The sequence below is a fragment of the Wolbachia endosymbiont of Ceratosolen solmsi genome, assembly GCF_017869155.1.
GTDB lineage: Bacteria > Pseudomonadota > Alphaproteobacteria > Rickettsiales > Anaplasmataceae > Wolbachia > Wolbachia pipientis.
Window position 1 is genome coordinate 832,048 of record NZ_CP054598.1, and the last position, 14,219, is coordinate 846,266.

General features: G+C 35.4%; 11 protein-coding genes, 1 tRNA gene and 5 pseudogenes. 8 read left to right on the plus strand and 9 right to left on the minus strand.

What is annotated here, in order from left to right:
* Positions 1–4 precede the first annotated feature (4 nt).
* Entirely contained in the window at positions 5–229 is a 225-nt protein-coding gene (locus tag HUB95_RS04055) for a hypothetical protein (protein ID WP_209452332.1), read from the plus strand.
* Between the two features lie 171 nt (positions 230–400).
* Here HUB95_RS04055 and radC read toward each other — a convergent pair whose 3' ends face one another.
* The 6 genes and pseudogenes from radC to HUB95_RS04090 form a co-directional block, all read right to left on the minus strand.
* The gene (gene radC / locus HUB95_RS04065) at positions 401–1,075 is read right to left on the minus strand and encodes a RadC family protein (RefSeq protein ID WP_209452333.1); all 675 of its coding nucleotides are present in this window, start codon (positions 1,073–1,075) and stop codon (positions 401–403) included.
* Positions 1,050–1,280: a hypothetical protein gene (locus tag HUB95_RS04070; protein ID WP_197907365.1), complete on the minus strand. Its 231-nt coding sequence runs from the start codon at positions 1,278–1,280 to the stop codon at positions 1,050–1,052. Before HUB95_RS04070 ends, radC begins: the two co-directional genes overlap by 26 nt.
* Positions 1,281–1,422: 142 nt before the next feature.
* A pseudogene (locus tag HUB95_RS04075) lies at positions 1,423–1,695 on the minus strand (RDD family protein); the annotation flags it as partial.
* Positions 1,619–1,945 carry a hypothetical protein gene (locus HUB95_RS04080; RefSeq protein WP_244662732.1) on the minus strand — a complete coding sequence of 109 codons (327 nt, stop codon included), beginning with the start codon at positions 1,943–1,945 and terminating at the stop codon, positions 1,619–1,621. The gene HUB95_RS04080 and the pseudogene HUB95_RS04075, both read right to left, overlap by 77 nt.
* A 23-nt stretch (positions 1,946–1,968) precedes the next feature.
* A pseudogene (locus HUB95_RS04085) lies at positions 1,969–2,283 on the minus strand (RDD family protein); the annotation flags it as partial.
* Positions 2,284–2,307: 24 nt separating this feature from the next.
* Positions 2,308–2,390 (minus strand) — tRNA-Leu (locus tag HUB95_RS04090).
* 114 nt (positions 2,391–2,504) lie between these two features.
* Here HUB95_RS04090 and HUB95_RS04095 point away from each other — a divergent pair.
* Positions 2,505–3,956, plus strand: a complete 1,452-nt coding sequence (locus HUB95_RS04095; protein ID WP_209452334.1) for a replicative DNA helicase — start codon at positions 2,505–2,507, stop codon at positions 3,954–3,956.
* A gap of 114 nt (positions 3,957–4,070) precedes the next feature.
* A complete protein-coding gene (locus HUB95_RS04100) occupies positions 4,071–5,261 on the plus strand; it encodes a hypothetical protein (RefSeq protein WP_244662733.1) in 1,191 nt (396 codons plus the stop codon).
* A 73-nt stretch (positions 5,262–5,334) separates the two neighbouring features.
* On the opposite strand, the gene metG is transcribed toward HUB95_RS04100, so the two are convergent.
* A complete protein-coding gene (gene metG / locus HUB95_RS04105; RefSeq protein WP_015589097.1) occupies positions 5,335–6,972 on the minus strand; it encodes a methionine--tRNA ligase in 1,638 nt (545 codons plus the stop codon).
* Positions 6,973–7,111: 139 nt separating this feature from the next.
* On the opposite strand from metG, the gene HUB95_RS04110 reads away from it, so the two are divergent.
* A complete protein-coding gene (locus HUB95_RS04110) occupies positions 7,112–7,552 on the plus strand; it encodes a TrbC/VirB2 family protein (protein ID WP_010082521.1) in 441 nt (146 codons plus the stop codon).
* An 11-nt stretch (positions 7,553–7,563) separates the two neighbouring features.
* Here HUB95_RS04110 and ubiG read toward each other — a convergent pair whose 3' ends face one another.
* A complete protein-coding gene (ubiG, locus tag HUB95_RS04115; RefSeq protein ID WP_015589098.1) occupies positions 7,564–8,739 on the minus strand; it encodes a bifunctional 2-polyprenyl-6-hydroxyphenol methylase/3-demethylubiquinol 3-O-methyltransferase UbiG in 1,176 nt (391 codons plus the stop codon).
* 195 nt (positions 8,740–8,934) lie between these two features.
* Between ubiG and HUB95_RS06515 the strand changes: the two are divergent.
* The 4 genes and pseudogenes from HUB95_RS06515 to HUB95_RS06430 form a co-directional block, all read left to right on the plus strand.
* Positions 8,935–9,024 (plus strand): annotated as a pseudogene (locus HUB95_RS06515) (WPE palindromic element domain-containing protein); the annotation flags it as partial.
* 598 nt (positions 9,025–9,622) lie between these two features.
* The gene (gene dnaG / locus HUB95_RS04125; RefSeq protein WP_015589099.1) at positions 9,623–11,371 is read left to right on the plus strand and encodes a DNA primase; all 1,749 of its coding nucleotides are present in this window, start codon (positions 9,623–9,625) and stop codon (positions 11,369–11,371) included.
* Between the two features lie 247 nt (positions 11,372–11,618).
* On the plus strand, positions 11,619–12,701 hold the full coding sequence (locus HUB95_RS04130) for a Fic family protein (protein WP_197907351.1): 1,083 nt from the start codon (positions 11,619–11,621) through the stop codon (positions 12,699–12,701).
* A 209-nt stretch (positions 12,702–12,910) separates the two neighbouring features.
* A pseudogene (locus tag HUB95_RS06430) lies at positions 12,911–13,992 on the plus strand (efflux RND transporter periplasmic adaptor subunit).
* Between the two features lie 57 nt (positions 13,993–14,049).
* Here HUB95_RS06430 and HUB95_RS06520 read toward each other — a convergent pair.
* Positions 14,050–14,219, minus strand: a pseudogene (locus HUB95_RS06520) (IS3 family transposase); the annotation flags it as partial.

The following is a 14,219-nucleotide window of genomic DNA, read 5'->3' on the forward strand; positions in this document are numbered from 1 at the left end:
TTGATTGCAAGAAATAGCTACTACGTCATACCACCGCGAACCGTCATACCGCGATTCATTCCACAACTGTACGAACATTGCGATTTGGGCCTACCAGAAGGGTGTCATGAAAGTAGCTGACACTGGTTCCTTTATGACGGTGTCATCCCAGTGCCCTGACTACTTGGATCCAGGAAACTTAATTGCAAGTAATGCATTGGGTTTGGTGAGTATGGGTTTTGCGTTATAGAATGAAGCACTTTTGGTGAATTTGTAAAGAAAACTGGATTCCAGTGTCAAGCACTGGAATGACAAGTTCTCGGCAACCCCTACGTCATCCCGTCACGGTATCTCTTAGCCGCTAACACGTAGCGGAATGACGATTGTCGGTAAATCTAAGTTACTGTAGCTATAAAGGCTTTCACAACAACCTATTTTCCTTGAAACTAAAATAGCTACTGAATGTAATAATAATGTGGTCTATTAATTCTATTCCTATACTTTGGCAAGCTTCTGCTAGTTGTCTAGTGAGAGATATATCGCTATTTGAAGGTTGTGTATCTCCGCTTGGATGATTGTGAGATATTACAATGGATATTGAACCAATCAAAAGTGCGCGCTTGATGATCTCTCTGACATAAAGAGGAGTTTGATCTACTGTACCAATATTTTGCAGGTCTTCCGCTATTAGACGATACTTTTTATTCATATAGATGACACGAAAATTTTCCTTATTGAGGCTTCCTATACTTATTCTTAAATAATCAAGCAATTTTTCCCAGTTATCGATTACAGGCAGGTTTTTTATTTCTTCTCTTGCAGAACGAACAAAGGCTTGTTTTACACAAAAGATGGCAGATATCGCTGCATTGCTGACATCATCAACGTTTTGCAGCGCTTCCAGGTCAGCATTAAAAACTTTATTCAAACTGCCAAAATTTTCTATCAAACTCTTTGCTATCGGCTTTACATCAATTCTACTGTATGCTGAATATAAAATGTGCTCTAAAACCTCATAATCAAGTAATGATTGTCCATTATCTAAAATAATTTTCTCCCTTAGGCGCTTTCTATGCACCTTTTTGTAATTTTTCATCATCAATGAATTGCTTATCTCTTGTATAATAAGAAATTAGATTTTTAAGTAAAATATTTAATAAAGCGCATGACCCACAATTGTAAGAACATTCATTTTTAAAGACAGCAAATGGTGTCATGAAAGTAGCTGAGACACTGTCCTCCTTTGTCATACGAGTAGCTGACACTGGTTCCTTTACGACGGCAGTGCCCAGAGGTGTCATCCCAGTGCATGCACATAGTGCAAAAAATTAAAAATAAGACGCCAATACGTAATACTGTTGTCGTTTAATCTGCACAGATTGAAGATAAATGAATACCTTAAGTATCATGATAAAGGGGCTGGCGAAGGGTGTCAAGTAGTTTTTAGCTCTGCCTTCTAAGGCTTTTACTCGTGACAACCACTGTGCCTGCGATCTTATCGTGCCAAGTTTGACAGCGTTTGTTGAAATTTGACCATAAAAAGCCCAAGAACAATGGTGCAACTGACAATATAAAGGAAAAAAATCTCTTTGTTGCTTGTTTTAGGGTCATCTTTTCGAAAGTTTGTGCATCCACAACTCTAAGCCCAAATAATAGTTTTCCAGGTGTAGTAGCAAACTTTACCCACATATATATTACATAGCAAAAGAGCATAATAATTTAATTTATTTCCAACACTACTAATTGTCCCTTTTGCTGACTCAATTGATGTATCACAAGTGTTTTTCAAGCTGCTTCCAAAGCTATTAAGTGCACTTTTTACTGGTTCAAATGACGTACCATAAACATCTTTTAAGCCATCTTTAACAATACGAGTTACACGACCACTAATAAATGCTTCTTTTGTAGAAGTAAATGCTTTTTCAGATGCTGTTTTGATATCCTTTGCAAACTCAGCTGATGGCATAGTATCATAAATATTTTTTAATTTATTTGATTTAGGATTAGTAATTTTATAAGTCTACTCTGCGTTGTCTTTTCTTCCGCAGACAGTGGTGCTTGCATTGGGGATTTTGCAGCAATTTGACTTAATATTTTGCTATCCTCTGAGTTCATAAAGAGCTGATTTAAGGCTTGGCTGCAAAACTGCAAGAACAAAACGATAATAATCAAATCAAGCAATACTGATATATAGCGCCTGAGGCCCGTTACATAACATATCCCATTTTCATCTTTCTTTACCTTTTGAATAACATTTATAGAAGAAAAAATAGAAAATAAACGATTAAAAAATTTATGTAACATATATATACTTTCCAATATTTAACGTGCCCCTGGCCGGACTTGAACCAGCATGCTTTTGCAAGCAACAGATTTTGAGTCTGCCGTGTCTACCATTCCACCACAGGGGCATTAAGTTTTAATGCTATAGGCAACACGGAATTAGTCAAATTTTTTTGCCTTTACATCTTTCAAATTAGGACTAAATATTCTACAATAATCAACAGTTACTCTCAAAACTTAAAATGAATGAATTAGCCAATCTCCTCAGTTCAAGAAGTGTAGATAAGGAAATATGTAAATTACCGCATAATTTAGAAGCTGAACAGATGCTTATTGGTGCAATGATTCGTGATAATAGAATCTGTGATGCAGTTGAAGACACAATTACAGCAGAAAATTTCTATGATCCACTGCATCAAAGTATTTTTACGCAAATATCTAAAACCAGGAAACACGGTATAGTTGCCAATGAACTGAGCCTCAAAATGTTTTTTGAGAACGACCAAGCGTTTACCGAGTGTGGCGGGGTAGAGTACTTAGCAAAGCTTGCAGCGAAGGCAAGTATTGCACTTGATATTTATAATTTGACTAGAATAATCCGTGATACTTACTTAAGGAGATGTTTAATTAAGCTCGGGCAAGAAATAGTTGGTGATAGCTACAACTACGATATTGAAAATCCTGCACAGGCGCAAATTGAACAAGCAATGACAAAATTGTTCAATTTGGCAGTAAAAAAACAAGGTGAGAAAACATATATAAAACTTGCAAGTTCAATTAAAGATGTAGTTGAGAAGATCAGCACACTGAAAAATAATCCAGAAGCGCTAGGCGTTACAACCGGACTTCAAGATCTAAATCAGCTTCTTGGTGGTCTACAAAAATCTGATTTATTAATTTTAGCTGCAAGGCCTTCTATGGGTAAAACAGCATTGGCGCTAAACATTGCACTTAATGCTTGTAAGATGTTGCAAAAAAGAGCAGATAAACAACACCATGTAGCGTTTTTCTCACTTGAAATGTCAGCAGAGCAATTAACTGCAAGGCTGATCACTATAGATTCAGGGATTAGTTATTATAAGGCATTAACCGGGAGAATTAGTGATTTTGAATTGCATGAATTTATCAATACTAGTACAGAATTATCTGAACTGCCTTTCATCATAGATGACACCCCTGCGCTATCAATTAGTGCCCTTCGCACCAGAATACGCTTGCTGTATCAATTATATAATGTAGAAGTGGTATTCATTGATTATTTGCAGCTAATCAGAGGAACAACAAAAAGGAGTAATGAAAATAGAGTGCAAGAAATCTCGGAAGTGACGCAGGGTTTGAAAGCAATTGCAAAGGAGCTAAATATTCCCATTGTTGCACTATCTCAGCTCTCTCGTTCTGTTGAGCAGAGGGATGATAAAAAACCACAACTTTCTGATTTACGTGATTCAGGGAGCATAGAGCAAGACGCAGATATAGTAATGTTTCTCTATAGAGAAGAGTATTATGAACTAAGAAAACAGCCAAATGAAGGAAACAATAAACATCGGGAATGGCAAGAGAAAATGGAAAAAATTAGAAACATTGCAGAGCTCATTATTGCAAAGCAGAGAAATGGACCAATTGGCAGTGTGAAGCTATATTTTGACTCTAACAGAGGTGCATTCAAAGATTACACGGAAAGGCATAGTTCATAGCTTGACAGCAATCTTCTTGTTCCCAAGTTCATTGATTATTTTTTTATGTAAAGATAGCTTGACAATTTCTTAAAAATCCTTTTATATATGGTATTATATTTTATAATACGTGAGATGATGAATAAAAACAATGTACCCTATTATATAGCTGGAACTCTGGCTGCTTTAACTTTATTAGCATCTGGAGTGTTTGCTGCAGCTCCTTATATTGGTTTCTTAGCTCCAGTTGCAGCATTAAGTGTTGGCCTTCCATTTATTATTGGTGGTGCTGTATTTTCTGCTGTAGCTATTGCACTTTCGTATGCAGCAGTTAGTAAGAACAAAACTATTTCTGAGAAGGAAGCTCAGCTTTCTGATGAAAAAAGTAAAGTAGAAGCTAAAGGTAAAATAATTTCTGAGAAAGTAAAAGAAATATCCGAAAAAAATACTCAACTGGCTAATCAAGCAAAAGAGATAGAAGATAAAGATAAAACTATTTCTGAGAAAGATCGGGAGATTTTTAGAATGAAAAATGAGTTGGCTGCAACCAGAAGGATTAATGCTTCTCAGCCAGGTAATGCGGTAGAATTTGATAGCATAAACCAGCAGCTTACTAAGAGAGATTTCGAAGTACAAACTCAAGAGCAAGCCATTATTTCACAAGCAAAAGGGACAATTAGTAGTGTTGGAAATAAATTAAAAAATGTTTATGATACTATGCCATCAACTAAAATAGAATTTTCATGGGTCTCAGAAAAATTTTCACCATACTGGAATAGTGTTAAAAACTTGATGTTTGGTAATAAGGCAGATCAAGCAAGTGGTGCTAGTCAACTTTCAAGTGAATCTCAAGGTAATGGTATTGTTATTCCAGAGGGGGCAAAGCTAGAGCTTTCTCCAATATTATTTGATTTTTTGTTTAGAGAAAAACAGAAGATGGTAAGGCAATTTTTAAGAGAGCAAACTGATGAAAAAAAGAATGTGGCTACACAAGAAAATTTAAAAACTGAGACTCCTAGCCAGGAAAATCAGATGAATATTGATAACGTTCCTAAGCAACCTGATCATTTAAATGTTGATGCTGCTAAAAGTTATTTAATGAGTCTTTCTGAGGATCAGGATGTATTTTATGATGCAGAATCTGGTGATGAAAAAGGTACTGAGATTTCTAGCCCAGAAAGTCAGCCAACTAAAGAAGAAAATGGTCAAGGCTGGTTTGCATGGAGCCTAGGAAAGGTTAAGTCGGCAATGACTGAAGTAGTAGTGATAGGTGCTGATGTTACTAAACCATATTGTGCTAAAGTAACTAAGGCACTTGCCACCTAACTTGAATATGTAGACAGCGGTGTGCACCGTCGTTAACTAAAGATAATCCCATCCAGGAGAAATAGTTTTTACACTATTTCTCCTCTTTAGCATCAACCCTCAAAAAAACCGGCGTAGGTTTAGGCAATGTTATGCCTGAACTTACGCACGCGTCGCACAAAGATTTTAAATCTCGTTGTTCTTTCGGAATTTGCAGTTGATTTAGTATCATCTCTGCTGACTTGGGAACGATTGGCTGCAATAAAATGCCTATTATCCTGATATATTCCAGTAACTTGTAAATTACTAAATTCATGCGCTCTCTGTCAGTTTTGCTTAGTGTCCAGGGTGCACTTTTGTCTATGTAGGCATTTGCTTCAGAAGAGATGTTGATGATTAGAAGTATGATATGGTTAAATTCATACTTTGATAGGTGATTCATCACTTGATCGAGTATAGCTTTGCAACCTGGAAGACTTTCTTCACCTTTAAGTAGGCTTTGATCGATTGTTGGTACAATTCCAGAACATTGCTTGTGTAAAAATGAAATTGTTCTTTGCACTAAATTGCCTATGTTGTTTGCCAGTTCTGAATTTATCCGGCTGATCATATTTTTCTTACTAAAGTTGCCATCTTGGCCGAAGCTTGCTTCCCTGAGGAGAAAATAGCGTAGCTGATCAACACCAAACTCTTGAGCGAGGCCAATTGGATCTATGACATTACCAAGGGACTTGGATATTTTCTCTCCCTCGTTCAACCACCAACCATGAACTGCAATTTGTTTTGGCAGTGGTAGGTCTGCTGCAAGGAGAATCGCTGGCCAATATACAGCATGAAAGCGCAATATGTCTTTACCGATTACATGAACGTTGAAAGAGTTGTCAGCTAGGTTTGCAGCGCTTGACACTGGAATCTGCGTTTTCCCTTGGTTTGGTGTCATTCCAGTGCTTGACACTGGAATCTGTGTTTCTGGTTCTGCCCAAAACCTCTTATATTCCTCACCTTCAGTACTAGGTAAACCTATTGATGTAAGATAATTGGTTAATGCATCTATCCAGACATAGATTACGTGTTTGTCATTACCTGGTACTTTTATTCCCCAGTTAAAACTAGTGCGAGAGATTGAGAGGTCAATGAGCCCTGATCTTACAAACGATATCACTTCATTTCTTCTGCTCTCAGGAAAGATAAAACTTGGCTGATTTTTATAGAGTTCCAGTAATTTGTCTTGCCAGTTTGACAAGCGAAAAAAGTAGCTCTCTTCTTTTATCCACTGAACTTCTGCGCCTGTTGGTGCTTTGCCATCTATCAGCTCTGATTCCTGATAAAATGCTTCATCACGAACTGAATACCAACCCGAATAGGAATCCAAATATATTTGCCCTCTCTCTTCAAGTCTATTCCATAAAGCTATAACTGCTTTTTTGTGACGTTCCTCCGTAGTGCGAATAAAATCGTCATACTCAAAATTCATGAACTTAGCCAATTCTTTAAATGAAACGCTCACATCATCTGTAAATTCTTTTGGCTGCATTTCCTTTGCTTTAGCTGCTTTTTCTATTTTTTGTCCATGTTCATCTGTACCGGTGGTAAATTTGACATTTTTCCCAGCTAGTTTCATGAACCTTGCCACCACGTCACACAAGAGAGAAGTGTATGCATGACCAATATGCGGCTTATCGTTTACGTAATATACTGGCGTGGTGATGTAAAAGTTCTCGAATTGTTCCATGGTTTAGCATTTTGATAAAAATCAACTGAGTTAATTATAGTATTAAAAAGGCAGTAATAAATAAATATTGATTGGGTTAAGCATAATTTTTGAAAAAAGCTATTTACTGAAATTTTATTAAAATAAGAAACAATCAGGCATGATTATTGAAAGAACAATGAGAAATTTTCTTGTAATTCTATTTATAGTTTTCTATGCATTTGATGCACACGCTGATGGAGCAACAGATGTAATGTGTAATGTAATAGGTTACGTTCATGGAATAGGTGGACCAATGATTACAGTGGTAATAATTGGTTCAAGCTTACTTGCAATATTTGGCAGAATGCCTTGGCCTGCACTTTTCGCACTGGGTATGTTTGTTGCTGTGTTTTTTGGTGCTCCTCAAATTGTAACAAAGGTAACAGAAAAAGAAGTTTGTTGTCTTTTTAAAGGTCAAACCTTGGAGAATGGAAAGTGTGTTGCTGCTCCTGGATATGAACGTGTAGGTACAGGTTATGCTTGTCGTTCCGGTTGGGCGCTAACTAATAAAGGCTACTGTATAAAAGCTGGCCAAGATCCTTCAAAGTATTGGAAGTGAAAATGGTGCTTTTATAGAGTTAAATCTAACAAACCGCAGAGTATATAATTAACATCCACGCCTTTAGTTAGATTCCACTCACGCTTTATTACGTTGTACTCCATGCCAGCCATGTTTTGCAGCGTTACATTATTTTCTCTTAAGTGATTTGCAATTTCTGACGGCTTGAGAAATTTATTCCAGTTATGTGTACCTTTTGGCAGCCAATTTAATATGTACTCTGCACCAATTATTGCAAGGCAGAAGGATTTGATAGTTCTATTTATTGTGGATATAAAGATTAACCCCTCAGGTTTTAGCAGTTCTATCGCTTTTTTCATGAAAAGCTCTAAATTATCCACATGTTCAACTACTTCCATCAACAGAACCACGTCGTACTTCTTGTCATTGCTTAGCTCTTCAATGCTGGTGTGTATATATTCTATATTTAACCCTACTTTTTTTGCATGTGAATGCGCTACTTTTATGTTTTCTTCACATACATCTATTCCCACAACGTTAATGCCAACGCGTGCCATTGACTCTGACAAAATGCCACCACCACACCCGACATCAAGCAATGATAATTCTTTTAAATTGCATTTTTTTAACTCTTTTATTTTCTCAATAATGTAAGATACTCTAACAGGATTCATCATGTGCAATGGTTTGAATTTGCCGTTCTCATCCCACCACTGGCCTGCCATTTTAGCGAATTTTGATATTTCATCTTCGTTATAAGTTTTTGTTTTTTTTTTCTTAGAGGTTATATTGCTGAGTTTATCAAGGCGTTTTTTATGTCTGCTTTCTTTTGAAAATTCTGTTTCGAGGAATTGTTTGACTATGTCTTTTGCTAATCCACTCGCAGTAAACCCTGCACCAAGACACAGTACATTTGCGTTGCCATGCTCGCGAGCTAATTTTGCGATCTCAACACTGTTACATAAAGCAGCGTAGATTCCTTCAAAACGATTTGCCACAGTACTCATGCCCAAACCTGTACCACAAATTAATATCCCATAATTTGCTTTTTTGCTTGTTATATCTTCTACAACTTTAACAGCATAGTTTGGGTAATCTACACACTTTTGCTTAGCAGTGCAGCCTTGATCTACTACTCTGTAACCTAGGGCTTCCAGGTAAGGTTTTATTTCTGATTTTAATTCATAACCAGCATGATCTGAGGCAATTGATACTATACCTAACATATAAGAAATAAGGACATTTTATATGGGTTTGAACTTTCTGTCAAGTCATTCAATGCTTCTGACCTTTTGGGAGTTCTAAAGCTATAGCTAAGGTTTTCCTACGTCATACCGCAATTCATTCCACAACTGTACGAACATTGTGATTTGAGAATAATCTCCGCCAGGAAGGGTGTCATCCCAGTGCTTTGGCACTGAGATCCAGAAAACTTAATTTTAAATAAGTACACCAGATAGCTGTATAATAAGAACTGGATTCCAGTGTCAAGCACTGGAATGACACCTTCTGTATAAATATTAAGAAATTTACCAAACGAAAAAAAAGGCAAAAGAAGCCCCGTGGTTGGCTAATTACTTACATTATACTTTCAAGTATGGCGTTTTTTTATTCTAAACACTTAATAACCGCGATTTAGCTGCTTTTAAGCTGCAACTAATCTAAATTATAAACGTTAAGAAATTTACTAAACAGAAAAAAAGGCAAAAGAAGCCCTAGGGTAGCTAGTTATTCACTATCCATTTTTTAAGTTGGCGTTTTTTAATGTTTTAAATGCTTTATAAGCGTATTTCAGCTTGTGTAGGTCAAAACACGGAATTTGATAAAGACATAAGGTGCACATAGTGCAAAAAATTAAACATGAGACGCCAGATACGTTGAGTTTTTTGTCATTTAATCTGTACAGAGAAGATAAATAAATAGCTTCAGTTTCATGATAAGGGCGCTGGCGAGGTTTGTCAAGGAAGTTTTACCTGGATGACAGGATTGCTCTTGAATTTGTATAGCTACATTGTCGGTAAATCTAAATTGCTTTAGTTATAGAAATAAATTTCGAGTCAGATGTGTATAAATTCTATATAATTTTTATCCTACTACTAATTTAACAAGATGGATCATATAGATATTATAAAATCAAAATTATTATTATCCGACATAGTAGGTAAAAAAGTCAGATTAATAAAAAGAGGAGATAGTTTTGTTGGGCTCTGTCCATTTCATAACGAAAAAACCCCATCTTTTTCGGTGAGCAATACTAAGGGGTTATATTACTGTTTTGGTTGCTTGGCTAGTGGTGATGCATTTGAATTTATTTCACAAACTGAAGGATTAAGCTTTAAAGAAGCATTGGAAAAATTAGCATCGGTTACAGGTGTTGAACTGCCCAAAAATCTTAGTATTACAAAAGAGGACAATAAACTATTTTTAGCGCTTGATTTAGCTGCAAATTGGTTTGCACAAAAAAATCAAGGTGTTGTAGATTATTTAAAGCAGCGTAAGATTTCACCTAAAATCATAGATAAATTTAAGATAGGTTATGCACCAAGCTCTGGTTTGAAAGAGTATTTAAACTCTTCAGGTATTGAAGACAGAATTTTGATTGATATTGGATTAGTAAACAAAAATTTTCATGATTATTTTTATGACCGGCTGATATTTCCTATACAGAGCATTGCAGGGAGAGTTATTGGTTTTGGCGGACGTGTGCTAAGTTCTGAGCAACAGCCGAAATATTTAAACAGTCCAGAGAGTCAGCTCTTTAAGAAGAGGGAGAATTTATACGGATTAAACTTTGCTTTAAGCGAAATACGTAAAAAACAGCACATACTCGTTGTTGAAGGATATATGGACGCTATAGCGCTACATCAAGCAGGAATTAGTAATGCAGTTGCTCCGCTTGGTACCGCAATTTCTGCAGAGCAGATAAAAAATCTATGGAGATTTGCTAAAGAAATCTCCATCTGTATGGATGGCGATAGTGCTGGACGTCATGCTGCTACTCGAGTTGCAGAACTTGCTCTGCCAATATTAGAGCCTGGATACACGTTAAAGTTTGTGACTTTGCCAAGTAATAAAGATCCATACGATATATGTAACGAACTGGCATACAAGAAAGAAGACGTGTTGACTGCTCTTGACCATTCAACAAAACTGCATTCTGAATATTTATGGCATCACATAATCGATAGCAATTTGCAAAATTATGAAAAACTTGCTCCGGAAAAATATTCAATTCTTGAGCACAAGTTCATGGAATATGTAAATACTATTAGCAACAGCAGTATTAGAAGGTATTACAGAGATTATTTTTACAATAAGGCTAGTGAACTAAGAAGTAGCTTCAAAAAACAGATTTTTAATAGTAAAACTGGAGCAACAAAAGGTGAGTATCTTCATAACAAATCTCCAGAGCTAATTGAAGCAGAGCAAAATCAGGCCGTAATTTTGCGTATAGCCGTAGAATTTCCTGAAATTTTGAACCGTCCTATATTTTTTGAGCAATTTTCTCATTTTGAATTTACTAATGAGATGAAAAGATTACAACAGCGTGTAATTGATGTAATAAGTAACAAAAGCAAACTCGATAAAGAGGCTTTGTTACAAGAATTGAAACAGTTTAACGTTATAAAGTATGTATTTGAAAAAACTAGTGTACTAAATAGCCAACTGAACGAGAGAAAATCTGCAGAAATTGTGTGGAATAATATAGTGTTACTAAAAGAATTAAATGCATTACGAAAAGAAAGAACCGAAGCGAGGCTGAGCGGTAATCTTGACTTAGAAGAAAGGTTAATAGAACAAATAGAGCAAATAGAAAGTAGTATACAAGAAATGCAAATGGAGTTTATTGAAAAGTAGATATCGTCTCGTTAGTCAACAAGAAAATTACAAAATAAGACAATATTTTACATAAGATTGAAATTTTTAACTAATTAAGCCTTCCTCCAACAGCTTTGCCCTGTAGTTTTTGATATGGTTAGGATCACTTGAAAATGTATAATTTTTGTAGTTAGCTCTGCTATGCATATAAAGCTTACTATTGACTTTTATCACATTATCTCACATTATCTCACATTATCTCACATAATATGCATGTGAGAAGAATATGAACTGGAAGAATTTTCGTCTTAGTACACGTCTCAACCTAGAAGGGCCTGTAATTGAACAAGTGTACGAGTTAATTACTGCAGTTGATAGTGTTAAAAATAGCTGGCAGATAACGAAAAAACTACTACCACAAACAATTGAAAGATTAACTCATTCAGTTATTGTTACATCTTCTGGCGCTTCTAACCGTATTGAAGGAAATCGTCTAACCGATAAAGAAGTTGAGGATCTATATAAAAACCTACGTGTCAAAAAATTTAAAAATAGAGATGAGCAAGAAATTGCTGGCTACTTAGAAATGCTTACACTAATATTTCATGATTATACGGATATTCCAATTAGTGAGTCATCAATATTGCACATTAACAACCAGATGCTACTTTATAGTGAAAAAGATTTGTATCATAGAGGAAAATACAAAGCAAGTTCTAATAGAGTTGAGGCAAAAGATCAGAATGGAAAAGTTGTTGGTATAATTTTTGATCCCACACCACCTTACCTTGTTAGAAAGGAAGTACAAGAGCTTATTGATTGGTATCACTGGTCCTTAAATAATAAATTTAAGCATCCTCTTATTATTGTTGCTAACTTTGTTTTTGAGTATCTGGCAATACACCCTTTTCAAGATGGAAATGGCAGAACTAGTAGATTGATGACTAATTTAATGCTGTTGCAGCAGGGTTATGATTTTGTATCTATTGTATCACATGAAAAGATAATTGAAACTAACAAACTTGATTACTACTTAGCGCTTAATAAAACACAAAGTAGCTGGAAAAGTGGCAAAAAAGATATTTCCCCGTGGTTAATATTTTTTCTTAATGTACTCAAAACGCAAGCAAATGAGGCGCATTATATTCTTGAGAGGGAGAATACTGAATATTTATTATCAAGAAAACAATTGTTCTTCTGGGAATGGGCACTTAGCCTTGCAGATAAAGAATTTAGTAGAAAAGATGCTATAGAAGCTCTAGGATTTCCTCCAAGAACAGTAGAGGCAATTACAAAGAAACTGCTAGGGATGAAATACTTACAGCGTCTTGGAGAAGGCAAAGCCACTAGATATAAAGTTATTATTTAAAAGTTTTAGTATATTTTTCAAGATTTTTTTAAATCCAGTCTTATGCACAACTTTGTTTGCAATTTTACATTTTTATTCGATTAAAAATTGCATTTTAGCAATAAAAAACTTACTTATTGTAGGAAAATCTTGTGTTTGTTCTCATATAAAACTATTTATGGAGTGACAATGGTACATGTATTATACTTACATTTCTGATTCGAAAATTTATGCAGTTGTTTCTAACAAGATTGGTCAACAAATTCTATTGTTTAAAGGTGAGAAACAAAGTAATCATCATTTCCAGTATTGCTTTTATTCTACTGTTTTTTATCAGCAGTGCATTTTTAAAAAAAGATCAGGCGGTTCATAGCGATAATGCAACTAGTAGCTTTTCAGTAAAAACTCAAGAATGTGCGCCGCAAAACCGCACTATATATTTAAATTTTTCTGGTACAGTAAATCCCTTACATAGAGCTAGCCTTGTCTCAAAAATAAGTGGTAAGATTATTGCTATTTATTTACCTGATGGTGAAAAGGTAAAAAGAGATGATGTAGTGTTAAAGATAGAAGATTATGACAGGATTGAGCAAGCTCAGAAAGCCAAAGCTTTATTAAAGCAGCGTGAATTGAGTATGATTCCTCTCACAAACTGAATAAAAAAGGCTATGGGGCACAAATACAAGTAGAAGCAGCTTTTACTGCGTTACAAAGTGCAAAAGCTGACCTAAAAAGGCTAGAATTGGATTTAGAAAATACTGCAGTCACATCTCCTATAGATGGTTATATTGATAAAATCAATGCAAACGAAGGGGATTTTGTTAATGCTGGGCAAAAAATAGCTGACGTGGTTAATTTCGATCAAATTCTTGTGGTGTTATACGTTTCGGAAAATGAAGTAAGTAAAATAGAGCTAGGCAGCACAGCTCAAATTAATTTACTGGACGGAAAAGAATTGGCAGGTGAAGTAAGTTTTATTAGTAAAATTGCTGAGCCTAAAACTGGGTCTTATAGGGTAGAGGTAAAGGTAACTAATAATAAAATGATATCCTTGCAGGGATTAACTGCCAACGTAAGACTACCTTCAGGCGAAAGATTTGCATATAAAATTCCTTCTTCAGCCCTGAGCTTAAGTGACGAGGGTGCTCTTGGAATAAAGATTGTTGATGACAATAATTATGTAGTATTTGCACCAATAGAAATTGTTGATCATGAGAGCGATGGGGTTTGGATAGTAGCAAATAACGAAGATAAACCCATAAAGTTAATAGTATTGGGCCACCTATTTGTTAAGCCTGGTGATAAGGTTTAAGACATAAGATCCTTTGACCTTACCCAGAAAAAGTGGAGAGAAAGTGTGGAATGTTTTTTACAAAAAGAATGATGCATCAAATTGTTCTGGAATGCAATAGTTAATAGTGACGTTGTTTGTTATAAAAAATTTCTATGTATTCAAATATTGCAGTTCTAGTTTGTTGAGCAGAGTGTTGTGAAGTATCAATAAGTATTTCTCTTTTCAATGAGCTAAAGAAGCTTTCC

Bases quoted from the DNA above. Each gene is read 5' to 3' on its own strand.
- radC (WP_209452333.1), bottom strand. From the start codon at position 1,075: ATGAAAAATTACAAAAAGGTGCATAGAAAGCGCCTAAGGGAGAAAATT.
- HUB95_RS04070 (WP_197907365.1), bottom strand. From the start codon at position 1,280: ATGACACCTCTGGGCACTGCCGTCGTAAAGGAACCAGTGTCAGCTACT.
- dnaG (WP_015589099.1), top strand. From the start codon at position 9,623: ATGGATCATATAGATATTATAAAATCAAAATTATTATTATCCGACATA.
- HUB95_RS04100 (WP_244662733.1), top strand. From the start codon at position 4,071: ATGATGAATAAAAACAATGTACCCTATTATATAGCTGGAACTCTGGCT.
- HUB95_RS04130 (WP_197907351.1), top strand. From the start codon at position 11,619: ATGAACTGGAAGAATTTTCGTCTTAGTACACGTCTCAACCTAGAAGGG.
- HUB95_RS04110 (WP_010082521.1), top strand. From the start codon at position 7,112: ATGATTATTGAAAGAACAATGAGAAATTTTCTTGTAATTCTATTTATA.
- ubiG (WP_015589098.1), bottom strand. From the start codon at position 8,739: ATGTTAGGTATAGTATCAATTGCCTCAGATCATGCTGGTTATGAATTA.
- HUB95_RS04080 (WP_244662732.1), bottom strand. From the start codon at position 1,945: ATGCCATCAGCTGAGTTTGCAAAGGATATCAAAACAGCATCTGAAAAA.
- HUB95_RS04095 (WP_209452334.1), top strand. From the start codon at position 2,505: ATGAATGAATTAGCCAATCTCCTCAGTTCAAGAAGTGTAGATAAGGAA.
- metG (WP_015589097.1), bottom strand. From the start codon at position 6,972: ATGGAACAATTCGAGAACTTTTACATCACCACGCCAGTATATTACGTA.